This is a genomic window from Aeromonas sp. MR16, from assembly GCF_022549315.1.
Taxonomy (GTDB): Bacteria; Pseudomonadota; Gammaproteobacteria; order Enterobacterales; family Aeromonadaceae; genus Aeromonas; species Aeromonas aquatica.
Window position 1 is genome coordinate 60,213 of the sequence record NZ_JAKZFK010000014.1, and the last position, 22,513, is coordinate 82,725.

Annotated in this window: 20 protein-coding genes and 1 pseudogene; 13 read left to right on the forward strand and 8 right to left on the reverse strand. The window is 60.4% G+C overall.

The window, feature by feature from the left end; all coding sequences use genetic code 11:
* Both dnaN and dnaA read right to left on the reverse strand, forming a co-directional pair.
* Nucleotides 1–1,104 carry a DNA polymerase III subunit beta gene (dnaN, locus tag MM194_RS12195; protein ID WP_241343702.1) on the reverse strand — a complete coding sequence of 368 codons (1,104 nt, stop codon included), beginning with the start codon at nt 1,102–1,104 and terminating at the stop codon, nt 1–3.
* A gap of 83 nt (nt 1,105–1,187) precedes the next feature.
* The gene (gene dnaA / locus MM194_RS12200) at nt 1,188–2,558 is read right to left on the reverse strand and encodes a chromosomal replication initiator protein DnaA (protein ID WP_033129874.1); all 1,371 of its coding nucleotides are present in this window, start codon (nt 2,556–2,558) and stop codon (nt 1,188–1,190) included.
* 308 nt (nt 2,559–2,866) lie between these two features.
* On the opposite strand from dnaA, the gene MM194_RS12205 reads away from it, so the two are divergent.
* From MM194_RS12205 to mnmE, 8 genes are all read left to right on the forward strand, one after another.
* Nucleotides 2,867–3,625 (forward strand): amino acid ABC transporter substrate-binding protein, encoded by a 759-nt coding sequence (locus MM194_RS12205; RefSeq protein WP_033129875.1) that lies wholly within the window; start codon nt 2,867–2,869, stop codon nt 3,623–3,625.
* Nucleotides 3,626–4,294 carry an amino acid ABC transporter permease gene (locus MM194_RS12210; protein WP_152599067.1) on the forward strand — a complete coding sequence of 223 codons (669 nt, stop codon included), beginning with the start codon at nt 3,626–3,628 and terminating at the stop codon, nt 4,292–4,294.
* Between the two features lie 9 nt (nt 4,295–4,303).
* Entirely contained in the window at nt 4,304–5,038 is a 735-nt protein-coding gene (locus MM194_RS12215; protein ID WP_033129876.1) for an amino acid ABC transporter ATP-binding protein, read from the forward strand.
* 268 nt (nt 5,039–5,306) lie between these two features.
* A complete protein-coding gene (gene rpmH / locus MM194_RS12220; RefSeq protein ID WP_033129679.1) occupies nt 5,307–5,444 on the forward strand; it encodes a 50S ribosomal protein L34 in 138 nt (45 codons plus the stop codon).
* Nucleotides 5,444–5,803, forward strand: a complete 360-nt coding sequence (gene rnpA, locus MM194_RS12225; protein ID WP_033129678.1) for a ribonuclease P protein component — start codon at nt 5,444–5,446, stop codon at nt 5,801–5,803. The genes rpmH and rnpA overlap by 1 nt, the downstream gene beginning before the upstream one ends.
* Nucleotides 5,770–6,018, forward strand: coding sequence for a membrane protein insertion efficiency factor YidD (yidD, locus tag MM194_RS12230; protein WP_010672280.1), 249 nt, complete (start codon nt 5,770–5,772; stop codon nt 6,016–6,018). The genes rnpA and yidD overlap by 34 nt, the downstream gene beginning before the upstream one ends.
* Nucleotides 6,019–6,023: 5 nt before the next feature.
* Nucleotides 6,024–7,670 carry a membrane protein insertase YidC gene (gene yidC / locus MM194_RS12235; protein WP_033129677.1) on the forward strand — a complete coding sequence of 549 codons (1,647 nt, stop codon included), beginning with the start codon at nt 6,024–6,026 and terminating at the stop codon, nt 7,668–7,670.
* A gap of 84 nt (nt 7,671–7,754) precedes the next feature.
* Nucleotides 7,755–9,116 (forward strand): tRNA uridine-5-carboxymethylaminomethyl(34) synthesis GTPase MnmE, encoded by a 1,362-nt coding sequence (gene mnmE / locus MM194_RS12240; RefSeq protein ID WP_241343703.1) that lies wholly within the window; start codon nt 7,755–7,757, stop codon nt 9,114–9,116.
* A gap of 71 nt (nt 9,117–9,187) precedes the next feature.
* Here the strand turns inward: mnmE and fhuB are convergent, their stop codons facing one another.
* From fhuB to MM194_RS12270, 6 genes and pseudogenes are all read right to left on the reverse strand, one after another.
* Nucleotides 9,188–11,170, reverse strand: coding sequence for a Fe(3+)-hydroxamate ABC transporter permease FhuB (gene fhuB, locus MM194_RS12245; protein ID WP_241343704.1), 1,983 nt, complete (start codon nt 11,168–11,170; stop codon nt 9,188–9,190).
* Nucleotides 11,167–12,048 (reverse strand): ABC transporter substrate-binding protein, encoded by an 882-nt coding sequence (locus MM194_RS12250; RefSeq protein ID WP_241343716.1) that lies wholly within the window; start codon nt 12,046–12,048, stop codon nt 11,167–11,169. Before MM194_RS12250 ends, fhuB begins: the two co-directional genes overlap by 4 nt.
* 72 nt (nt 12,049–12,120) lie before the next feature.
* Nucleotides 12,121–12,210, reverse strand: a pseudogene (locus MM194_RS12255) (Fe3+-hydroxamate ABC transporter ATP-binding protein FhuC); the annotation flags it as partial.
* Nucleotides 12,211–12,258: 48 nt separating this feature from the next.
* The gene (locus tag MM194_RS12260; RefSeq protein ID WP_033129673.1) at nt 12,259–13,023 is read right to left on the reverse strand and encodes an ATP-binding cassette domain-containing protein; all 765 of its coding nucleotides are present in this window, start codon (nt 13,021–13,023) and stop codon (nt 12,259–12,261) included.
* Nucleotides 13,024–13,077: 54 nt separating this feature from the next.
* Nucleotides 13,078–14,724, reverse strand: coding sequence for a multidrug ABC transporter permease/ATP-binding protein (locus tag MM194_RS12265; RefSeq protein ID WP_241343705.1), 1,647 nt, complete (start codon nt 14,722–14,724; stop codon nt 13,078–13,080).
* 60 nt (nt 14,725–14,784) lie between these two features.
* On the reverse strand, nt 14,785–16,893 hold the full coding sequence (locus MM194_RS12270) for a TonB-dependent siderophore receptor (RefSeq protein WP_241343706.1): 2,109 nt from the start codon (nt 16,891–16,893) through the stop codon (nt 14,785–14,787).
* Nucleotides 16,894–17,266: 373 nt separating this feature from the next.
* Between MM194_RS12270 and mioC the strand changes: the two genes are divergently transcribed.
* The 5 genes from mioC (at nt 17,267) to MM194_RS12295 (ending at nt 22,484) form a co-directional block, all read left to right on the forward strand.
* Nucleotides 17,267–17,716 (forward strand): FMN-binding protein MioC, encoded by a 450-nt coding sequence (gene mioC, locus MM194_RS12275; protein ID WP_241343707.1) that lies wholly within the window; start codon nt 17,267–17,269, stop codon nt 17,714–17,716.
* Nucleotides 17,717–18,223: 507 nt separating this feature from the next.
* Entirely contained in the window at nt 18,224–20,113 is a 1,890-nt protein-coding gene (mnmG, locus tag MM194_RS12280; RefSeq protein ID WP_033129669.1) for a tRNA uridine-5-carboxymethylaminomethyl(34) synthesis enzyme MnmG, read from the forward strand.
* Between the two features lie 8 nt (nt 20,114–20,121).
* Nucleotides 20,122–20,748 (forward strand): 16S rRNA (guanine(527)-N(7))-methyltransferase RsmG, encoded by a 627-nt coding sequence (gene rsmG / locus MM194_RS12285; RefSeq protein WP_033129668.1) that lies wholly within the window; start codon nt 20,122–20,124, stop codon nt 20,746–20,748.
* 27 nt (nt 20,749–20,775) lie between these two features.
* Nucleotides 20,776–21,579 carry a ParA family protein gene (locus MM194_RS12290; RefSeq protein WP_042641118.1) on the forward strand — a complete coding sequence of 268 codons (804 nt, stop codon included), beginning with the start codon at nt 20,776–20,778 and terminating at the stop codon, nt 21,577–21,579.
* On the forward strand, nt 21,576–22,484 hold the full coding sequence (locus MM194_RS12295) for a ParB/RepB/Spo0J family partition protein (protein ID WP_033129666.1): 909 nt from the start codon (nt 21,576–21,578) through the stop codon (nt 22,482–22,484). The genes MM194_RS12290 and MM194_RS12295 overlap by 4 nt, the downstream gene beginning before the upstream one ends.
* Nucleotides 22,485–22,513: the final 29 nt, after the last annotated feature.

Consider the following 22,513-nt stretch of genomic DNA (forward strand, 5'->3'; position numbering starts at 1 on the left):
CTAGATCCGCATCGGCATCACCACGTACTGAGCATCTTGGCTGTCAAAATCCTCAATAATGGCACTGCTGATGGAATCGCTCAGGCTGATCCGGATCTGGTCACATTTTAACGTATTCAACACGTCCAGCACATAGGAGACGTTGAAGCCGATCTCCATCTCGCCAGCCTCGTATTGTACGTCAAGCAGCTCTTCCGCTTCTTCCTGTTCCGGGTTGTTGGCGGTGATGCGCAGCAGATGTTGCTGCAAATTGAGACGCACCCCACGGAATTTTTCATTGGAGAGGATGGCGGCGCGGGCGAAGGCCTGGCGCAGATCTTCGCGGCCGGCGATCAGGGCCTTGTCACTGCCCCGCGGAATGACGCGGCGCCAGTCCGGGAAGCGGCCATCCACCAGCTTGGAGGTGAAGATAAAACCGTCGAGGGCGGCGCGCAGATTGCTGCGACCGATCTGCAGCCGTACCGGCTTGTCTTCCGCCTCCAGCAGGCGCACCAGCTCCAGCACCCCTTTACGAGGCAGGATGACCTGATGATCGGGCAGCGAATCCTGCACCACCTCGCGGCGGCAGGTGGCCAGACGGTGGCCGTCGGTCGCGACGGTGCGCAGGCCATGGCCCTCGCTCTCGAACAGCATGCCGTTCAGGTAGTAACGCACGTCCTGGCTGGCCATGGAGAACTGGGTCGCATCGATCAGCTTCTTCAACTCCAGCTGACTGATATCGAACTCGAGCACGGACTCCCAATCCTCGATGTTCGGATACTCGGTCGCCGGCAGGGTCGAGAGGTTGAAGCGGGAACGACCGGAACGGATGATCAGCCGCTCACCCTCGGTGTTGAGGCGAATGTCCGCTCCTTCCGGCAGGCCACGGCAGATATCCAGCAGCTTGCGGGCCGGCACCGTGGTGCGGCCATCCTGACTTTCGCTGTTGAGATAGACCAAACCTCTCATCTCCACCTCGAGGTCGGTCCCGGTCAGCGACAGCAGACCGTTGCTGACATCGAGCAGGACGTTGCCGAGGATGGGCAGGGTCGGCCGGCCACCCAGGGCACCGGACACCAGTTGCAGAGGACGTAACAGGGCCTCACGGCTAATTTCGAGCTGCATCTGTGCTCTCCGTTGTTGTTAGGAGGAAAAAATGCGGATCAGGTTGGAATATTCGAGCTGCATCTGCGCTTTCCGCTGTGTGATCAGGAGGAAAGGGTGCGGATCAGGTTGGAATAGTCTTCCTTGATGTCGTGACTCTCCTCCTTCAGCTGCTCGATCTTGCGGCAAGCATGAAGAACGGTGGTGTGGTCACGGCCACCAAAGGCATCACCTATCTCCGGCAAACTGTGGTTGGTCAGCTCCTTGGCCAGGGCCATCGCCAATTGGCGTGGGCGGGCGACGGAGCGTGAACGGCGCTTGGACAGCAGATCCGCCAGCTTGATCTTGTAGTACTCCGCCACCGTCTTCTGGATGTTGTCGATGGTAACCAGCTTCTCCTGCAATGCCAGCAAGTCCCGCAGCGCTTCGCGCACGAAATCGATGTTGATGGCGCGGCCGGTGAAGTTGGCGTTGGCGATCACCCGGTTGAGGGCGCCTTCCAGCTCACGGACGTTGGATCTCAGCCGCTTGGCGATGAAGAAGGCGACTTCGTCCGGCAGGTGGATCTGGTTCTCGTCCGCTTTGCGCATCAGGATCGCGACCCGCGTCTCCAGCTCCGGCGGCTCGATCGCCACCGTCAGGCCCCAGCCGAAGCGGGACTTGAGTCGATCCTCGACCCCGTTGATCTCCTTCGGATAACGATCCGAGGTCAAGATGATCTGCTGGTTACCCTCGAGCAGCGCATTGAAGGTGTGGAAGAACTCCTCCTGGGAGCGCTCCTTGTTAGCGAAGAACTGGATGTCATCGATGAGCAGGGCATCGACGCTGCGGTAGTAACGCTTGAACTCTTCAATGGCGTTGTTCTGCAGCGCCTTTACCATGTCCTGAACGAAACGCTCGGAGTGCATGTAGATGACTTTGGCGTCTTTCTTGCGTTCCTTGATGGCGTTACCAACAGCGTGCAACAGGTGGGTCTTGCCCAGACCGGTGCCACCATAGAGGAACAGCGGGTTATAGGCGCCACCCGGATTGTCGGCTACCTGACGGGCCGCCGCACGAGCCAACTGGTTGGACTTACCTTCGACGAAGTTCTCGAAGGTATAGTTCACGTTGGTGTTGCTCTTGTGGTTCGGCTCGGGCTTGGTTTCCGCCTTGCTTTCCCAACTCTTGTGAGAGTTATTCACAGGCGCAGCACCGCGCGTCGGCGCTCTGGCGACCGCGACGGGATGGGGACGATTACCGATGTCAAAACGCAGGGTGGGACCATCGACCCCACAGAGCTCGTTGATGATGCCGTTGACCCGGAGCAGGTACTTGTCGCGTACCCAATCCAGAACGAAGCGATTAGGTGCATACAGGGTCAGAGTATTGTCACTCAACTCCGCTTGAAGCGGCCGGATCCACATGCTGAATTCTGCCGAGGGCAACTCATCTTGCAGCCGGTTTAGGCACTGCTGCCATAGCGAAGCAGTCACTCTAGACTCCCGTCAATTGATTAACTAAAGACCGGCTATTCTACGTTTTTAGCGGCTGGATCTCCAGTTACCGCCACGGGGATCCAGCAAATAAGATCCTTGACTTTCAAGGATCCAACGCCCCAGGATCTGATTTCATCCCCAAAGTTACCCACAGCCCCCAGCTGGGGTGTGGACAGAATGTTTCCATGTCATCCCGGTTATTTTATATAACCAAATATCATTTATTCTTTATATTTTATTCCAATAACATCTGCGCCAACCCGTTATTACAACTAAAAATACAGAACAACAGAGAGAGGAATCCCATGAAATCGACCATCAAGCTGATCTCCGGCGCCGCCATTCTGCTGGCCAGCCTGTCCGGCCAGGCCATCGCCCAGGAAACCATCAAGGTCGGCATGTCCGGCAAATATTTCCCATTCACCTTCGTCAAGCAGGACAAGCTGCAGGGCTTCGAGGTGGACATGTGGAACCAGATCGGTGAGCGCACCGGCTACAAGGTCGAATTCGTCACCGCCAGCTTCTCCGGCCTGTTCGGCATGCTGGAAACCGGTCGCGTCGACACCATCTCCAACCAGATCACCATCACCGACGAGCGCAAGGCCAAGTACGCCTTCTCCCAGCCCTATGTCTATGACGGCGCCCAGATCGTAGTGCGCAAGGGCAACGACAGCATCCACGGTCTCAAGGATCTGGAAGGCAAGACTGTCGCGGTGAACCTCGGTTCCAACTTCGAAGAGCTGCTGCGCAAGAACGACCCGAACAAGAAGATCGACGTCCGCACCTATGACTCCAGCTTCGAACAGGACGTCGCCTTGGGCCGCATCGATGCCTTCGTGATGGACCGCGTCTCCACCGCCCAGCTGATCAAGGAATCCAAGCTGCCGCTGCAACAGGCTGGCGCCCCCTTCGAGACGATCGAGAACGCCCTGCCCTTCCTGAAGACCCCGGAGAAGCAGGCCGTGCTGAAGAAAGTCGACGACGCCCTCACCGCCATGCGCAAAGACGGCTCCCTGACCAAGATCTCGGAAAAATGGTTCGCAGCGGACATCACTAACAAATAAATGATGGCATTCGATCTCGAGTACACGCTCGGGCTGTTCCCCATCCTGCTCAAGTATCTGGGCACCACGATGGAGATGGCCCTGTGGGGATTCGTATTGGCACTCGTACTGTCGCTGGCCCTGGCGATAGTACGGGTGTTTCGCGTTCCCGCGATTCACTGGCTGGCGATGCTTTATATCTCGTTCTTTCGGGGTACTCCTCTGCTCGTCCAGCTGTTCCTGCTCTATTACGGCCTGCCGCAACTGTTCCCCGTCTTCGTGGGGATGGATGCCTTTACCGCCGCCATCATAGGCCTGACCCTGCACTTCGCCGCCTACATGGCGGAGTCGATCCGGGCCGCCATTCTGGGTATCCACAAGAGCCAGATGGAGGCAGCCCTCAGCATCGGCATGAGTCGCTACCAGGCGATGCAGCGGATCATACTGCCGCAGGCGGCCCGCATAGCGACGCCATCTCTGATGAACTACTTCATCGACATGATCAAGAGCACCTCCCTGGCCTTCACCCTAGGGGTGGCGGAGATCATGGGCAAGGCGCAGATGGAAGCCGCCTCCTCCTTCAAGTTCTTCGAGAGCTTCATGGCGGTGGCGCTGGTCTACTGGGTCGTGGTCATCTTTTTCACCCGCTTGCAGCACCTGCTGGAAGTGCGTCTTAACCGCGCCTATTAAGGAGGGCCGATGATCAAACTTAGCGGTCTGTCCAAGGCCTTTCACGGCAATCAGGTGCTCAACGGCATCGATCTGGAGGTCAAGAAGGGAGAGATAGTGGTGATTATCGGCCCCTCCGGGACCGGCAAATCGACCCTGTTGCGCTGCCTGAACCTGCTGGAGACCCCGGATGCCGGAGCGCTTGCCATCGACGATCTGCAGCTGGATCTGGCCAACGCCAGCGAGCAGCAGGCCATAGAGCTGCGCAAGCGCGCCTCCTTCGTGTTCCAGAACTATGCCCTGTTCGCCAACAAGACGGCGCTGGACAACATCGCCGAGGGGCTGATCACCGTCTGGAAGCGGCCCAAGGCGGAGGCTCGTGCCACCGCGCTCGGCATCCTCAAGGACATCGGCCTCGCCGAGAAGCGGGATGCCTACCCGGCGTCGCTGTCCGGCGGCCAGCAGCAGCGGGTCGGCATCGGCCGCGCCATGGCGGCACACTCCAAGGTGATCCTGTTCGATGAGCCCACCTCGGCGCTCGATCCCGAATGGGTTGATGAGGTACTGGGATTGATGAAGCTGCTCGCCAGCCAGCACCAGACCATGGTGGTGGTGACCCACGAGATCGAGTTTGCCCGTGATGTCGCCGATCGGGTGATCTTCATGGAGGGGGGGCGGATCGTCGAACAGGGCCCGCCGGATCAGATATTGGTCGATCCGCAGGATCCCCGTACCCGGGAGTTCCTGCGCAAAGTACTTAAATAGCTCTCTCTTTGGCGGCCTGGCCGCCTTTTTTCTTGGAGGATCCTTGTTTAACCCCGGGTTGCCAGTATAATTCGGGCCCTTGATCCTACGGATCCTGTCAACTTTCGCCGCCTCTTTACGAGTTAGAGCAAGATGAGGGGGTACGGCGGATTGACTGGAAGCCGAACTCTGTTTAGAATTCGGCCTCTTTTGCTAGTCGTCACACGCTATAGCTGGCGCGTCGGCTCAGTGTGACAATCAAAACTGTACAGAAATACGGAATCTAATCATGAGTAAACGTACTTTTCAGCCGTCCAACCTGAAGCGCAAGCGCTCTCACGGTTTCCGCGCCCGCATGGCTACTGCCAATGGTCGCAAGGTTCTGGCCGCTCGTCGTGCCAAGGGTCGTGCCCGCCTGGTAGTCTAATGCCTACCCAGCACACCTTCTCTCGGGAGTTACGTCTGTTAACTCCCGAACACTTCAAACGCGTTTTCGCCGAGCCTGTCCGGGCCGCTTCTCCGCAAATTACACTTCTTGCTTGCCCCAACACTCTCGAACATCCCCGTCTTGGCCTCGCTGTGCCCAAAAAAGCACTCAAGCGTGCGGTCTGGCGTAACCGTGTCAAACGAGTGGTACGGGAGAGCTTCCGTCTCAATCAGGCCAATCTGCCCGCTATCGACATCGTCGTTATCGCCAAGGGCGGCGTCAAAGAGATGGATAACGAGGAGTTGTTCAAGTTACTGGAAAAGCTATGGCGCACTCTGTCACGCCGTTGCAATGGGTAGCTATCAAACTGATACGCCTGTATCAGCTAATCATTAGTCCCCTGCTCGGGCCGCGCTGCCGTTTCACTCCGACTTGTTCCCAATTTGCGATAGAAGCCATCCGACTTCACGGTTTCATAAAAGGCGTTTGGTTAGCTAGCAAACGTCTATTAAAATGCCATCCCTTATCCGAGGGTGGTTATGACCCGGTTCCGCAACCAAAGCGAAGAAACTGAAGACTATGGAATCACAACGCAATTTACTTCTGATCGGTTTGCTGTTCGTGAGCTTCTTGCTCTGGCAACAGTGGGAGTCCGACAAGGCTCCGAAGCCTGCCCCGATTACCGTGGCCCAAACCGAACATTTCGTGCCTGAAGCCGGTCAGACCGGTGATATTCCTCAGGTTTCCGAGCAAGCCAACGCCACCGCCGCACGCAAGCTTGTTACCGTCTCCTCCGACGTGCTCAAGCTGACCCTGGATACCCAGGGTGGTGACATCGTCTCTGCCGAACTGCTGGCCCACAAGCTGGAAGAAGGCAAGGAACAGGCGTTCACGCTGCTGACCAGCCAACCTGCGCACCTCTATGTTGCCCAGAGTGGTCTGGTGGGTCGCGATGGCCCGGACAGCCAGCCCCAGGGTCGTCCCACCTATGAAGCCGCCCAGACCAGCTACCAGCTGGCCGACGGTCAGGATCAAGTCGTGGTTCCCATGACCTGGACCGACAGCAAGGGGGTTGTCTTCACCAAGGAATTCGTGCTCAAGCGCGGTGACTACGCGATTGGCGTCGATTACAAGATCGACAACAAATCCGCCGAACCGGTTCAGGTGCAGTTCTACGGTCAGCTGAAGCAGACCGTGACCACACCGAAGGATCAGGAAGGTCATGCCATGGTGGCCAGCGCCTACCGTGGTGGCGCCTTCTCCAGCGAAGATACCCGCTACAAGAAATACACCTTCGACGAGATGAAGGATGCCGACCTGAACAAGACCACCAAGGGTGGTTGGGTCGCCATGCTGCAACACTACTTCGTCTCCGCCTGGGCACCGAATGCCGACGACACCAACAGCTTCTACAGCCGCGTGATCCCGGGTAAAGACCAGGCCATCATCGGCTACAAGGCGCCGCTGGTTGACGTGGCTGCCGGTCAGCAGGCCGAAGTGACCAGCAAGCTGTGGGTCGGTCCCAAGCTGCAAGACCAGATGGCCAAGGTGGCAAACCACCTGGACCTGACCGTCGACTACGGCTGGCTCTGGTTCATCGCCCAACCGCTGCACTGGCTGCTGACCGTGTTCCACGGTTTCGTCCAGAACTGGGGTGTGGCCATCATCATGCTGACCCTGCTGGTGCGCGGTATCATGTTCCCGCTGACCAAGGCCCAGTACACCTCCATGGCCAAGATGCGCATGCTGCAACCCAAGCTGGCGGCGCTCAAGGAACGTTTCGGTGACGATCGCCAGAAGATGTCCCAGGGCATGATGGAGCTGTACAAGAAGGAGAAGGTCAACCCGCTCGGTGGCTGTCTGCCGATCCTGGTACAGATGCCCATCTTCATCGCCCTCTACTGGGCACTGATGGAATCTGTTGAACTGCGCCATGCGCCGTTCGCCCTGTGGATCACCGACCTGTCGGTGAAGGACCCCTTCTTCGTGCTGCCGATCCTGATGGGTGCCTCCATGTGGTATCTGCAGAAGATGAGCCCGACCACCATCACGGACCCGATGCAGCAGAAGGTAATGCAGTTCATGCCGATCATCTTCACCTTCATGTTCCTCTGGTTCCCGGCTGGTCTGACCCTGTACTGGCTGGTGAGTAACGTCATCTCCATCACCCAGCAGACCATCATCTATCGTCAGCTGGAGAAGAAAGGCCTGCACACCCGCAGCTAATCTTCCTCGATGACAAAAGAGGCGGCCTTAGGGCCGCCTTTTTTATTACAATGTCCGCAATCACCGAACAGACGAGTCAAGCAAATGACAACAGATACGATCGTGGCCCAGGCCACCGCCCCCGGCCGGGGTGGCGTCGGCATAGTCCGGGTCTCGGGCCCCGCCGTAGAGCGCGTCGCCGAAGCCGTGCTCGGCAGGCTCCCCAGGGTGCGTTATGCCGAATATCTGCCGTTCAACGATGAGCAGGGCCAGCCGCTGGATCAGGGCATCGCCCTGCTGTTCAAGGCCCCCAACAGCTTCACCGGCGAAGATGTGCTGGAGCTGCAGGGTCACGGCGGCCCCGTCATCCTGGACATGCTGATCCGCCGCATCCTGCAGATCGACGGCATCCGCCCCGCCCGTCCCGGCGAGTTCAGCGAACGCGCCTTCCTCAACGACAAGCTGGACCTGGCCCAGGCCGAGGCCATCGCCGATCTGATTGAGGCCTCCAGCGAGCAGGCCGCCCGCAGTGCCATGCACTCCCTGCAGGGCCAGTTCTCCGGCAAGATCCAGCAGCTGGTGGAGAGCCTGACCCGGCTGCGCATCTATGTGGAGGCCGCCATCGACTTCCCGGACGAGGAGATAGACTTCCTCTCCGACGGCAAGGTGGCCGGCGATCTGTACAGCATCATGGCCGAGCTGGACGACGTGCGCGGCGAAGCCAAGCAGGGCGCCTTGCTGCGGGAAGGGATGAAGGTGGTGATCGCCGGCCGTCCCAACGCCGGCAAGTCGAGCCTGCTCAACGCCCTGGCCGGCCGCGAGTCCGCCATAGTCACCGAAATCGCCGGCACCACCCGCGACGTGCTGCGCGAGCACATCCACCTGGATGGCATGCCGCTGCACATCATCGACACCGCCGGCCTGCGCGACACCCAGGACAAGGTGGAGCAGATCGGCATAGAGCGCGCCTGGGCCGAGATAGAGCAGGCCGATCGGGTGCTGTTCATGGTGGATGGCACCACCACGGATGCGATAGACCCGAGGGAGATCTGGCCGGAATTTGTCGATCGCCTGCCAAAAAACATCGGTCTCACCGTCGTGCGCAACAAGGCCGATCTGACCGGCGAGGATCTGGCTCCCAGCCAGGAGCTAGGCCACGCGGTCTACCGCATCTCCGCCAAGACCGAGCTGGGGCTGCCCGCCCTGCGTGAGCACCTGAAGGCCTGCATGGGCTTCCAGGGCAACACCGAGGGGGGCTTCATGGCCCGCCGTCGCCACCTGGATGCACTGGAGCGCGCCGCCGAGCGGCTGCTGGTGGCCAAGGAGCAGCTTGAAGTCTATGTGGCTGGCGAGCTGGTGGCCGAGGAGCTGCGCCTGGCGCAGGAGTCCCTGTCCGAGATCACCGGCGAGTTCAGCTCGGACGATCTGCTGGGCCGCATCTTCTCCAGCTTCTGCATCGGCAAATAAACCTGCACGGCAGGAAATGAAAAGCCCGGGATGATCCCGGGCTTTTTTTTGTGCATTTTTTCTTCACAACCCTAGAGGCGGCGCAGGCACCACATGAAGTAAGCGCCCCCTAACAGGGTGGAGACCAGCCCGACCGGCACCTCCTGCGGGAACAGGATCTGCTGGCCGACCCAGTCCGCCAACACCATCAGCAGGGCCCCGCACCCTGCCGCACCGAGCAGGTGCCAGCGGGCCCGCACCAGCCCCATCAGCTTGGCCATGTGGGGTGCCAGCAGGCCGGCGAAGGAGAGCGGGCCTATCACCAGGGTCGCGCTGGCAGTCAACACCGCCACCAGCAGCAGTATGACGAGCTGGGCACGGTTGAGGCGAACCCCAAGCGCCGTCGCCACCGCCGGTCCCATCGGCATCAGATCGAGCCAGCGGCTCACCAGCAGGCAGGCCGCCAGCATCAGCAGCGCCAACCCTGTCAGGCCATAGGCCACCGGCAGGGTGACGTAATAGGTGGAGCCGGACATCCAGGAGAGCAGTTGCTGCACTCGCAGATCGCCGTTGGCCAGGGCAATGGCCTGCAGCGGCTCGAACAGCGCCGTGATGGCGATGCCGGAGAGCAGGATCCGCTCAGGCTGGAAGCCGTGCTTGCGGTTGACCAGCACCAGCAGCAAGAGGCAGCCGAAAGCGCCTATCAAGCCCCCCAGCAGCATCATGGGCAGTGGCAGGGCTGGCAGCAGCAAGGCCGTCGCTATCACCCCCATAAAGGTGCCGCCGCTCACTCCCAGCAGCTCGGGGCTCGCCATGGGGTTGTTGCTGACCCGCTGCAGCAGGGTGCCCGCCAGGGCCAGCAAGACCCCGGCCGCGCCCGCCGCCAGGGTACGCGGCAGGCGCCACTCCAGCTGGGCCTGCCACCTGAGCCAGCTCGGCCAGCTCCAGCCGTGCATCCCCTGCCCGACCAGCAGTGAGCCCAGGATGGCAATCCCCAACCCAAGCAGCAGCAAGGTAACCAGCCGAGCAGGTGCCCCATGGCGTGCCACCGTCAGTCCGCTGGCGGCCTTGGGGGCACCCGACTTGAAGGAAAGCCGAGGGATCAGCCAGAGCAGCAGCGGCGCCCCCAGCAGCGCCGTCATGGCCCCGGTCGGGATCAGCACTGGCCAAAAGCGGCTCATGGATTGCAGCAGCAGATCCGTAGCCGCCAGCAGCAAGGCACCCAGTATGGGGGCCCACAGCAGGCGCTGGCCGAGTTGCCTCACCCCCAGCAGTCGCACCATGGCCGGCGCCGCCAGCCCGATGAAGCCTATCAGCCCCACCACGCTCACCACGCAGGCGGTAACGAAGACCGCGAGTCCAAGTCCGGCGAAGCGCAGCTGCTTGAGGGAGACCCCCAGACTGCGGGCGCTGGCATCGTCCAGCTCCAGCACGCCCAGGGGGCGGACCAGCAGGGCGGCCAGGGCCCCGGCCACCAGCAGCCGCGGCAGCAGGTAGAGGACGCCGCTCCAGCTGTTCTGGGCCAGGGAGCCGCTGCCCCACACCAGCAGGCCCTTGAGCTCCTCCTGGAAGAACAGCAGCAGACCCATGCTGATGGCCGCGAGATAGAGGTTGATCACCAGGCCGGCGAACACGATGACCACGGGATTGAGCTGGCGACGCCAGGCCAGGGCAAACACCAGCCCCATGGCGAGGCTGCCACCGGCCATGGCGATCCACTCCCTGCCGATCAGCAGCCAGGAGGGGGCGAACAGGGTCACCATCATCAGCGCCAGCTGGGCGCCGGAGGCCACCCCGAGCGTGGTGGGGGACGCGAGGGGATTACGCAGCACCTGCTGCATCAGGGTACCGGCGAGCCCGAGGGCGGCACCGGCCAGCAGGCAGACCACCAGTCGCGGCAACCAGCTGAAGTGGATGACAGCCTGGCGGGCGTCGTCCAGCCTGGGAGAGAAGAGCGCTTGCCACCAGAGGGAGCCCGGCAGCTGGCGCGCCAGCTCACCACAGGCCAGCACCAGGGTCAGCGCCAGCAGGCAGAGGCCCGGGCGCAGCAAGGGAGAGGAGACGAAACGGTTCATTGGGCTTCTCCCTTGAGGGCCACACTTGCCTGCTCCTGCAGGGCCTCGCCGAGCAGGGTGGCGAAACGACGAGCGGCCAGCATGCCGCCGAAACTCCAGGTCGCGGGCAGATGCAGCACGGGCGCGTTCTGTACCAGCGGCAGGTGCTGCCAGAGCCCGGGTTCCTGCAGTTTTTCACTCACCCCCACGGGAATGGGATCCACCACCACCAGCCTGGCCTCGGGAATGGCTAAAAACTGCTCCAGGCTGGCCACCGAGAAGCCCCAGGCATTGGTCTCCCCCTGCCAGGCATTGCGCAGGCCGAGCCGCGCCATCACCGCCTCGAACAGGCTGTGGCGGCCAAACACCCGCACATGGCGCTCGTCGATGAACTGCATCACCAGCAAGGGGGGCAGATCGGCGGGCAGCGCCCCCTTCATCTGCGCCAGATCCCGCTCCAGCGCGGCGAGCTGGCGCTCGGCCTCGGCGGTTCTGTTCACCAGCGCGGCTATGGTCAGGGTCGCCTCGCGCAGTCGCGGCCACAGCTCGGCATCGGGCTCATAGAGGGCGATGGACTGCACGGGCGCGATGCGGGACAGGGTTGGCGCCAGCGGTGCCGCCAGCGGGGATATGAGGATGAGATCCGGCTTGAGCTCGGCTAGCAGCTCGCGATTGGGCTGGGCTCGCAGGCCGATGTCCACCACCTCGGCGGGCAACCTCGGCTCCCCCACCCAGGCGCGATAGGAATCCACATCACCCATCGCCAGCGGGGTCACGCCCAGCACCAGCAAGGTCTCGGCTATGGTCCAGTCGACGGTGGCGATACGGGGCACAGCCTGGTGCTCGCCAGGCAAAACAGCATCGCCGACGGCCGTGTTGCTCACCGGGCCGGCCTGCACCGCCAGCGGCGCCAGCAGGCAGAGCAGCCAGCTCGCCTTTTTCAATGAAGATCTCAAGATAGCGAACCTTGTCTAAATGATGGCGATGGCGTGGGCGTGGGCCGGATGGCGAATGACCTCCATGGGGATGCCATGATACATGGAGTGCAGGGTCTCGCCGGTTTGTCGTGATATGGGTGCAAATAAACTCATCGGGATAACAACCCTTGTCTAAATGATGGCGATAGCGTGGGCGTGGGCCGGATGGCGCATCACTTCCATGGGGATGCCATAGATGGCATGCAGGGTCTCGCTGGTCATGATCCGTGAAGGCTCCCCATGGATCAACAGACGGCCGCTGTGCAGCGCCACTAGTTGATCGCAGAAACGGGACGCCATGTTGATGTCGTGGATGACGATGATAACCCCGAGGTTGAGCTGCCGGCTCAACTGCTTGACGAGCGTGAGCACCTCCACCTGATGAGCCACGTCCAGCGCGGCCAGCGGCTCATCCAGCAGGATGAAGCGGCTCTCCTGGGCCAGCAGCATGGCCAGCCAGACCCGCCCCCGTTCGCCGCCGGACAGGGTATCCACCAGTCTGTCCGCGAAACGCTCGGTATGGGTGAGGGCGATGGCCTTGTCGACCTGACTATGATCCTCCTCCCCCATGCGGCCCAGCAGGCCACGCCAGGGGTAGCGACCCATCTCCACCAGCTCCCGGCCGAGCAGATTCTCGGCGCTCGGCAGATGTTGTGGCAGATAGGCGACCTGGCGGGCGAAGTCTCTATTGCCCCAGTCGGACAGCGGCTTGTTGTCGAACAGGATCTCGCCATCGCTCAGGGGCTGCTGGCGAGCCAGCAACTTGAGCAGGGTGGACTTGCCGGAGCCGTTGTGGCCGATGAGGCCGTAGACCTGGCCCTGCTCGAAGCGCAGGTCGGTGGGGTGCAGCAGCTTGCGGTCGTTTATCGTGAAGCTGGCGGCTTTCATCTCAAACATGATTCATTCCTGTGCTGAAAGGGGTTGGCTCTCGCCTCCCCCTTGCGGCCGGCATCAGACCGGCACCTCGCTATCCAGATGGGCGACGGCATCCTGGCTGACCCGCTCGCGCCGTTCGCCGGTCAGCTCGGTGAGCTGCCCCTGGCGCATCTCCAGCAGGCGATCCGCCTGGGAGAAGTAGAGATCGTCGTGACTGATGGCGATCACCGTCTTGCCCATCTCCTTCAGGCGTGGCAACAGCACCTGATAGAAGATGCGGCGGAACTGGGGATCCTGATCCGCGGCCCACTCGTCGAACAGCATGATCTCGCGCTGCTCGGCCAGCGCCAGCAGCAGGGCGACCCGCTTGCGTTGGCCCTGGGAGAGCTCGATGTTGGCGATGAAGTCATCCTCGATGCGCAACTTGCTGCCCATCTGCAGCCGCTCCAGCCACTCGGCGATCAGTGCCTGCTTCGGCTCGGGCCCCAGCAGGTGCTGGAACAGGTGATAGTCGGTGAAGATGGCGGAGAACAGCGCCAGATAGGCGTTGCGATCCACTATGGGCTCGCCATCCAGCAGGATCCGGCCAGAGACCGGCTGATAGAGGCCGGTCAGCAGCATGGCCAGGGTCGACTTGCCGGAACCGTTGCCACCAATGATGAAGATCTGCTCCCCCCGCTCGACAGTGAGATTGATCGGACCCACCGCGAAGCCGCCCTCCCCTTGATAGTGGAAGCTCACTTCCTCCAGCTGGATGCGCTGCCAGGCACTGGGGGCCGGCGGCAACGGGAAGTCGGGATCCTGCTCGGCCAATGTCAGCGTCGCTATCTTGTCGAACGCCACCTGGGCGGCGATCAGTGTCGGCAGGGCGCCTATGCCCTGCAACAAGGGAGTACGCAGGAACAGCAGGGTCAGGGCGAAGGTGGCGGCCACGTTGGTGTTAGCCCAGCCCAGGCCATTGGCCAGGAAGAAGACCAGGCCGATGGCCCCCAGCATCATGATGTTCGACCAGTTCACCGCGCTCAGGTGATAGGTATCGGCGCTGATGATGTGGCGGCGATAGTCTTGCGCATTCTGCTCATAGAGCTGGTGGTAGACGAAGTGAGCACGCTCGCGATTGAGCGCCAGCTCCTTGCTGCCGGCGATGATGGCCTGATAGTTCTGATAGAGTTTGTCTTCGGCCTGCCGCATGCGGGACAGGTGGCGATAGACATGGTTCACCAGCAGCCAGCCCACCACCATGGTGAAGGTGACCCAGAGCGCGGTGACGCCGAGCAGGGCCGGCGACAGCCAGCCGAGGTAGAGGGCGGAGCCCAGGGTGAGCACCAGCCCCTGCACCAGCTCCGGCAGGCGCACGAAGGCGATGGTGATCTGGCCGATGTCGCTGGAGAGGGAAGCCAGCAGTGGCCCCTGCCCTATCTGGCGAATGCGGGCGACATCGGTGTCCAGCAGCTGCTTGAGCAGGCGGCCACGCAGACGATAAACGAAATGATGACCGAGTGTGGTCAGGGCCAATTGCGAGCCGAGTGTGATGACCAGCAGCAGCAAAATGAGACCAAGCAGTTGGCCGAGTACCGGTAGCGGGTCGCCAATTGATTCGATAAGGGATTGATTGATAAAGGCAATAACACCTATCCCGCTCACTGCACTGAGCAGGCTGAGCAGGCTGATGACGATGAAGGGCCAACGGTATTGGCGGTAAACGAGTGACAAGAGTTCCATGACAGGCCTGTGTACAAAAAGAAGGAGGGCGGGAGCTAACGCTCCCGCCCGGCCTGTATCTTACCAGCGGTAGTTGACGGTGCCGACTATGCTGCGCGGCTCACCGTAGTAGCAGTAGTAATCACAGCTCGCTACGTAGGTGTCGTCCAGCAGGTTGTTGACGTTGATCTGGGCACGCCAGTTCTTGGCAAAGTCATACCCGATCATCGCATCCCACACCGTCTGGGCAGGCACCTGGGCCGAACCATAGATGGGGTTGTAGTTGGCATCCACTGCGCCGATACCGACGCTGGAGCCGATGTAGCGCACCCCGGTGCCGACTTCAAGCCCGGAGACAGGGCCCTGCTGCACCTTGTAGTTGCCCCAGAAGGAGGCCTGGTGGCGCGGGATCAGGCTGGCTTGACGATCGCCATTGCCGGTGTCGTTGGTCTTGGCATCGGTGTAGGTATAAGCCGCGGTCAGGCGCAGTGCTGCGGTAGCTTGCACGCTCCCTTCCAGCTCGACACCCTGGGAGGTCACTTTGCCGGCCTGGGTCTGCTGGCCGGTACCGGTGGAGACCAGGGAGTTGGTCTGCTCCAGATCGAACAACGCCAGATTGATGTAACCATCGAGGAAGCTCGGCGCATACTTGATGCCGGTCTCGTACAACTTGCCTTCGAGCGGTTTGTAGGAGTTGCCGGTATTGGGGTCTATCCCCGCCAGCACCTCGAATGACTCCGCATAGGTGAAGTAAGGAGAGAGGCCGTTGTCGGCCAGGTACATCAGGCTGCCGGAGAGAGAGAGGTTGTCGTCGTACTGCTTCTCGTCTTTGCTCTTGGCTTCGCTGATGTTGTGGGTCTCCACGTAGTCGAAGCGACCGCCGGCGGTCAGCAACCAGCGATCATCCCAGCGGATCTGGTGCTGGGCATAGAGGCCACTCTGACCCTTGGTGCTCTTCTGATAGGTGGCGGTGGACTCATCGAAGCCGGGGAAGCCGCTGTAATCCGGGTTCATGGTATCGATGGATCCCATGGCGTAGTTGTCGGCCTCGACCCCTTCGTTCACGTGACGCTGCAGATCGATCCCCAACAGCAAGGTCTGCTCGGTGCGATCCGTGCTCCAGTAACCCACCATCTGGTTGTCCATGGTGGCACTCTTGGTGTCGCCATCACGGTAGACCAGACCACGGTAGGCGGTGGTGCCTTCATAGGTCGGGAAGATATAGGTCTGGCGCAGCAGCAGATCGTTGTAGTTGAAGCGGACGTTCTGCTTGAACTCCCAAGTCTGGTTGATCTCGTGGGCCAGCTCGTAACCGGCGGAGATCTGGGTATTGCGGTTGCGATCGTAATCCGGCTGGCTCAGGTTGGTGCTGGGATCGATCTGGCCACCCTCTGTATTGAGGGTACCGTAGACGGGGAAGAAGCCGTTGGTGGGCACCCCTTCATCGTGCAGGAAGCTGCCCAGCAGGGTCAGGCTGGTGCGATCCGAGATATCCAGGGTCACGCTCGGCGCCAGATAGGTTCGCTCGTTATAGGTGCCATCCAGCACGCCATCGCGCTCTTTATAGAGAGCAACCATGCGATAGCGGCTGTTGTCGGTCAGCTCGTCGGAAATATCGACCCCGACCTGGCGCAGATCCCGGTCGCCCAGCTGCAGATTGACCTGGCCTTGCGGCGTCTCGGTGGGATGCTTGCTGATGGCGTTGATCACACCGCCGGGAGGGGCCTCACCGTAGAGGATGGAGGCCGGTCCCTTCAGCAGCTCCACGCTTTCCATGCCGAATGGTTCGGGAGTCCAGACGTAATAACCGGTGCTGAACAGGCGGTTGCCATCCAGATAGGAGGCGGCGTCGAAACCACGGACCTTGAACCAGTCGGTGTTGTTGTCAGAGCCATAGAGACCGGTGAGCACGCCCGCGCGATAACGCACGGACTCGTCGAGCTGCTGCACGGCATGCTGATCAAGCTCCTCACGGTTCACCACGGAGACGGCTCGTGCCGTCTCGGCCATGGGCACGTCGATCTTCATGGCGGTACCTGTCACCACCATGGTTTCGTTGGTCTTGGTCTGCTCTTTTTCTACTTGTTCCGCAGCCAGCACCGGCAGGCCAGCCAGCAAACAGGAGAGCGGCAACAGCTTGGCTGCCCTCTTTCGCATCACTGCATTTGGGGTATTTTTATGCGCAATCATATAAGTGTCTCAAATATCAATGAGTTATATTTTGGTTTCTTATTATGGGTGCCCAATGCGGCCGGTCTGCCCGACTCCTTAGGCGAATAAATCGGCACAATGCTACTACAAGAGCCATGATCGAATCGATTCAATAATTGCTAATCATTTGCATCTCTATTGTTACCTGTTGTATCAACGGATGACATTTCCGGCAGAAAGACTCATTCAGGTGGGTGCTCAAGAGAAGGGAACACAGGGGAGGATGAAAAAAGATGGCGAGGGCGGCCTCTGCCATAAAAATCGTGAAGGATCCTTATCCCCAAGCTTTATCCATATTTATCCACATCCTTTGGCGGTAGAATCCCGCTTTCGATTTTTCAGGATCCATACCATGGCCAAACTCAATCTCGTCGTCGGTTCCATGCTGGGGGCCGCCGAATATGTCGCGGATCATGTCGCCAATCTGCTGGAACAGGCGGGTCACCAGACCAAGATCCACAACCCGGCCAGCCTGGCCGAGGTGCTGGCGGAGCCGGATGCCATCCTGCTGGTGGTCACTTCCACCCATGGCGCCGGTGATGTCCCCGATAACCTGCAGCGCTTCGCCCAGGATCTTGCCAAGCAACATCCGGATCTTAAGGGCTTGAAATATGGGGTGATCGGGCTTGGTGACCGCAGTTATGACACCTTCTGCCAGGGCGGCAGAACCCTGGATCAACTGCTGGCCAGCTGCGGCGCCAGCCGGATCGGGGATCGTCTTGATATCGATGTGACCCAGCACGAGATCCCGGAAGATGCCGCCGAGGCCTGGATCCATGACTGGATGGCAATGATCGCCTGATCAGCGCCGGGAGATCCTGAAAAAAAGCTTGATCTCCCCACTTATCCCCAGATCAACTATCCACCATGTTATTAACAGATTGATCCGGGCGAGTTGTTCTACATGGTTACCCACAATGCCCAGGGGTAATGTGCATAACTATGGTGTAAAGCTCTGCAAAACCTATAGTTATCCATGTATGAGATCCGAGCCGCCAGCGGTCTGTGTATAAAAGCACTGGTTATCCCCCTGTTCCCGGCCCTGGGATCCAAGCTTTTCCACAAGCTGAGATCGTCTTTAACCAGATGATCTTTATGATCAAAAAGTGCTTATCAACAGAAATCCCGGATCCTAATAAAAGATCCAATAAAAGATCGATCTAAAGATCCTTAAGATCTATTTAACGGATCCTTCATCCATTCTGATCCTGAAGTAGACGTTCCCCTCAGGATGCGAAACAGATAGAATGATCCGCCCCTGAGCCCAGGCAAATACAGATCTTCAGGCGTGCAGATCAAGGTGATCCCAATGCAATACCATGAACAATTTGATGTGATCGTCGTCGGTGGCGGTCACGCAGGCACCGAAGCAGCGACGGCAGCTGCCCGTATGGGCCTCAACACCCTGTTGTTGACCCACAACATCGATACGCTGGGACACATGTCCTGTAATCCGGCGATCGGCGGGATCGGCAAGGGACACCTGGTCAAGGAAGTGGATGCACTCGGCGGGATCATGGCGCAAGCCATCGATCTTGGCGGGATCCAGTTCCGTACTCTGAACTCCTCCAAAGGGCCCGCCGTGCGTGCCACTCGCGCCCAGGCAGATCGCCTGCTGTACAAGGCGGTGGTACGTCAGACCCTGGAGAACTATCCAAACCTGAAGATCTTCCAGCAAGCCTGTGACGATCTGATCATGGATGGGGATCGCGTTGCCGGTGTCGTGACCCAGAGCGGGATCCGCATCAGCGGCAAGACGGTCGTGCTGACCGTGGGGACCTTCCTGAATGGTTTGATCCACATCGGCATGGAAAATTACAAGGGCGGTCGCGCCGGGGATCCTCCCTCGATCGCATTGGCTCAACGGCTGCGTGAGATGCCGTTTCGCATGGATCGCCTCAAGACCGGCACGCCGCCGCGCATCGATGCCCGTACCGTCGATTTCTCCGTGATGCAGCAGCAGCACGGTGACGATCCGCGCCCCGTCTTCTCGTTTATCGGCGATGCCAGCCAGCACCCGCGCCAGGTACCCTGCTACGTCACTCATACCAACGAGCAGACCCACGAGGTGATCCGCAACAACCTGGATCGCAGCCCCATGTACGCTGGGGTGATCGAGGGGATAGGCCCCCGCTACTGCCCGTCGATCGAGGACAAGATCACCCGCTTTGCGGACAAGACGGCGCACCAGATTTTTGTCGAGCCGGAAGGCCTGACCACCCACGAACTCTACCCGAACGGGATCTCCACCAGCCTGCCTTTCGATGTGCAGGTGCAGATCGTGCGTTCGATCCGTGGCTTCGAGAATGCCCACATCACCCGCCCCGGCTACGCCATCGAATACGACTTCTTCGATCCGCGGGATCTCAAGGCCAACATGGAGAGCAAGTGCATCGAAAACCTGTTCTTCGCCGGCCAGATCAACGGCACTACGGGTTACGAAGAGGCGGCGGCCCAAGGGCTGATGGCCGGTTTGAACGCCGGCCTGCGTGCCCAGGGCAAGGATCCCTGGCATCCCCGTCGGGATCAGGCCTACATGGGCGTGATGATGGACGATCTCTCTACCATGGGGACTCGCGAGCCCTATCGCATGTTCACCAGCCGTGCCGAATATCGCCTGTTGTTGCGGGAAGACAACGCCGATCTGCGCCTGACTGCCATCGGCCGCGAGCTGGGTCTGGTGGATGATCACCGCTGGAGCAAATTCAACGCCAAGATGGAACAGGTCGAGCAGGAGCGTCAACGCATGCGTTCGACCTGGATCCACCCGCAACACCCATCGCTGGAGGCGGTCAATGCCCTGGTCAACACCCCGTTGTCCCGCGAGCAGAGCCTGGAAGAGCTGCTGCGTCGCCCCGAGGTCACCTACGATGCCCTGATGGCCATCGAAGGGGTCGGCCCCGCGCTGGCAGACACAGCGGCGGCGGATCAGGTGGAGATCCAGATCAAGTACGCCGGCTACATCGAGCGTCAACACGACGAGGTGGAGAAGCAGCTGCGCAACGAGAACACCTTGTTGCCGCTGGACATGGACTACCGCGACGTGAACAGTCTCTCCAACGAGGTGATCGCCAAACTCAACGATGCCAAGCCGCAGACCATAGGTCAGGCCTCCCGCATTTCCGGCATCACCCCGGCGGCCATCTCCATCCTGTTGGTTCACCTGAAGAAACACGGCCTGCTGCGTAAAACCGCCTGAGGATCCCCATGCTGGAAAGATTGAACGGCCTGCTCATGCAGGCCGGTATTGTTATCACCGACACCCAGAAGAGCCAGTTGGTGCACTTGGTCGAGTTGCTGCACAAGTGGAACAAGGCTTACAATCTCACCTCGGTGCGCGATCCCGACGCCATGCTGGTCAAGCACATCCTCGACAGCCTGGTGGTGAGCCCTCACCTGCACGGTGAGCGTTTCATCGATGTCGGCACCGGCCCCGGCCTGCCCGGCCTGCCGCTGGCGATCATCAACCCGGACAAGCAGTTCGTGCTGCTGGACAGCTTGGGCAAGCGAATCAACTTCATCCGCCAGGTGATCCTGGAGCTGGGCTTGACCAATGTGACGCCGGTTAAATCCCGGGTTGAAGAGTATCAGCCCGAGGTGGGTTTTGATGGTGTACTCAGCCGGGCCTTTGCTTCCCTTGAGGACATGCTGGGCTGGTGTCATCATCTACCGTCACCCGAAGGCAGCTTCCTGGCGCTCAAGGGGCAATATCCCGAGCAGGAACTGGCCCAGTTGCCCGCCAGCATCCGTCTGGTTGCCGCCCACAAGCTGGTGGTGCCTGAGCTGGAAGGTGAACGTCATCTGCTGGAGTTTAAAGCCATCCAGCCCGAATAGGGCCGCTGTATTCATTTAGGGGATAGTGTGGGAAAAGTCATTGCCATAGCCAACCAGAAGGGTGGAGTGGGTAAAACGACCACCTGTGTCAATCTGGCCGCCTCCCTGGCCGCCACCCGGCGCAAGGTGCTGGTGATCGATCTGGATCCGCAGGGCAATGCCACCATGGGCAGCGGCATCGACAAGTACGAAGTCGAGCGCACCGCCTATGAACTGCTGATCGAGGATACCCCCATCAACGAGGTGATCATCCCCGAGACCTCGGGGGGCTATCACCTCATCGCCGCCAACGCCGACGTCACGGCGGCGGAAATCCGCCTGATGGAATTCTTCGCCCGCGAGATCCGCCTGCGCAACGCGCTGGCCTCGGTACGGGACAAATACGACTACGTCTTCATCGACTGCCCGCCTTCTCTCAACATGCTGACCGTCAACGCCATGGCCGCCGCCGATTCCGTGCTGGTGCCCATGCAGTGCGAGTATTACGCGCTGGAAGGGCTGACCGCCCTGGTCGACACCATCAGCAAGCTGGCAGCCGTGGTCAACCCGGAGCTGAAGATCGAAGGGGTGCTGCGCACCATGTTCGATCACCGCAACCGGCTGGCCAATGATGTGTCCGATCAGCTGAAACAGCACTTCGGGGACAAGGTCTATCGCACCATCATCCCCCGCAACGTACGACTGGCGGAGGCGCCGAGCTTCGGGGCCCCGGCCATGCACTATGACAAATCATCGGTGGGGGCCAAGGCCTATCTGGCGCTGGCCGGCGAGATCCTGCGCCGCCAGGAGCAGGAACATCAGCCCACCACCGCAGATCGAGAGAGCCTATGACTCCGAAGAAACGTGGACTGGGCAAGGGGCTGGATGCCCTGCTCAGCACCAGCACGGCCGCCCGCCAGAAGCAGGTGATGAGCGACCAGCGCACCGAGCAGGCCATGGCGCCCACCAATCAGGGCGAGCTGCGCAAGCTGCCGGTGGAGTGGTTGCAGTCCGGCAAGTACCAACCGCGCAAGGACATGTCGCAGGATGCGCTGGAAGACCTGGCCAACTCGATCCGTGCGCAAGGTGTGATTCAGCCCATAGTGGTACGCTCGATCGGTGAGAACCGTTTCGAGATCATCGCCGGTGAGCGGCGCTGGCGCGCCTCCCAGCTGGCCCGGCTCGAGGTTGTCCCCTGTATCGTCAGGGATGTGCCCGATGAGGCTGCGGTGGCCATCGCGCTGATTGAGAACATCCAGCGCGAGGATCTCAATGCCATCGAAGAGGCGGTTGCCCTGCAGCGGTTGCTGACCGAGTTCGAGTTGACCCATCAGCAAGTGGCCGAGGCGGTGGGCAAGTCCCGCACTACTGTGACCAACCTGCTGCGGCTCAATCAGCTCAACGAGGACGTGAAGCGGTTCGTTGAACACGGCGATCTCGACATGGGTCATGCCCGCGCCCTGTTGGCACTGAGCGGCCCGGCGCAGTCCGAGCTAGCCAAGCTGGTTGCCCAGAAGGGCTTGACCGTGCGAGATACCGAGAAACTCGTTCAAAAGACGCTGGAGCCGGCAAAAACCAAGGTTGAGCCTGTTCGCGATCCCCAGTTCGGTTATCTCGAGCGCCAGATTTCAGAAAAAATTGGCAATCAGGTACAACTTCAACCGGGCAAGCAGGATAGCGGTAAGTTAGTAATAAGTTACGATAACTTAGCGGATTTGGACCGCTTACTGTGCTATTTTGGCCTGTCAGAATCGTGATTTTTACGCTTTTTGTAGTAATAAAACAT

Excerpts from the sequence above, each read along its gene's own strand:
- dnaN (WP_241343702.1), bottom strand. The coding sequence starts at position 1,104 with ATGCAGCTCGAAATTAGCCGTGAGGCCCTGTTACGTCCTCTGCAACTG.
- MM194_RS12205 (WP_033129875.1), top strand. The coding sequence starts at position 2,867 with ATGAAATCGACCATCAAGCTGATCTCCGGCGCCGCCATTCTGCTGGCC.
- MM194_RS12210 (WP_152599067.1), top strand. The coding sequence starts at position 3,626 with ATGATGGCATTCGATCTCGAGTACACGCTCGGGCTGTTCCCCATCCTG.
- MM194_RS12215 (WP_033129876.1), top strand. The coding sequence starts at position 4,304 with ATGATCAAACTTAGCGGTCTGTCCAAGGCCTTTCACGGCAATCAGGTG.
- rpmH (WP_033129679.1), top strand. The coding sequence starts at position 5,307 with ATGAGTAAACGTACTTTTCAGCCGTCCAACCTGAAGCGCAAGCGCTCT.
- rnpA (WP_033129678.1), top strand. The coding sequence starts at position 5,444 with ATGCCTACCCAGCACACCTTCTCTCGGGAGTTACGTCTGTTAACTCCC.
- yidD (WP_010672280.1), top strand. The coding sequence starts at position 5,770 with ATGGCGCACTCTGTCACGCCGTTGCAATGGGTAGCTATCAAACTGATA.
- yidC (WP_033129677.1), top strand. The coding sequence starts at position 6,024 with ATGGAATCACAACGCAATTTACTTCTGATCGGTTTGCTGTTCGTGAGC.
- mnmE (WP_241343703.1), top strand. The coding sequence starts at position 7,755 with ATGACAACAGATACGATCGTGGCCCAGGCCACCGCCCCCGGCCGGGGT.
- fhuB (WP_241343704.1), bottom strand. The coding sequence starts at position 11,170 with ATGAACCGTTTCGTCTCCTCTCCCTTGCTGCGCCCGGGCCTCTGCCTG.
- MM194_RS12260 (WP_033129673.1), bottom strand. The coding sequence starts at position 13,023 with ATGTTTGAGATGAAAGCCGCCAGCTTCACGATAAACGACCGCAAGCTG.
- MM194_RS12265 (WP_241343705.1), bottom strand. The coding sequence starts at position 14,724 with ATGGAACTCTTGTCACTCGTTTACCGCCAATACCGTTGGCCCTTCATC.
- MM194_RS12270 (WP_241343706.1), bottom strand. The coding sequence starts at position 16,893 with ATGATTGCGCATAAAAATACCCCAAATGCAGTGATGCGAAAGAGGGCA.
- mioC (WP_241343707.1), top strand. The coding sequence starts at position 17,267 with ATGGCCAAACTCAATCTCGTCGTCGGTTCCATGCTGGGGGCCGCCGAA.
- mnmG (WP_033129669.1), top strand. The coding sequence starts at position 18,224 with ATGCAATACCATGAACAATTTGATGTGATCGTCGTCGGTGGCGGTCAC.
- rsmG (WP_033129668.1), top strand. The coding sequence starts at position 20,122 with ATGCTGGAAAGATTGAACGGCCTGCTCATGCAGGCCGGTATTGTTATC.
- MM194_RS12295 (WP_033129666.1), top strand. The coding sequence starts at position 21,576 with ATGACTCCGAAGAAACGTGGACTGGGCAAGGGGCTGGATGCCCTGCTC.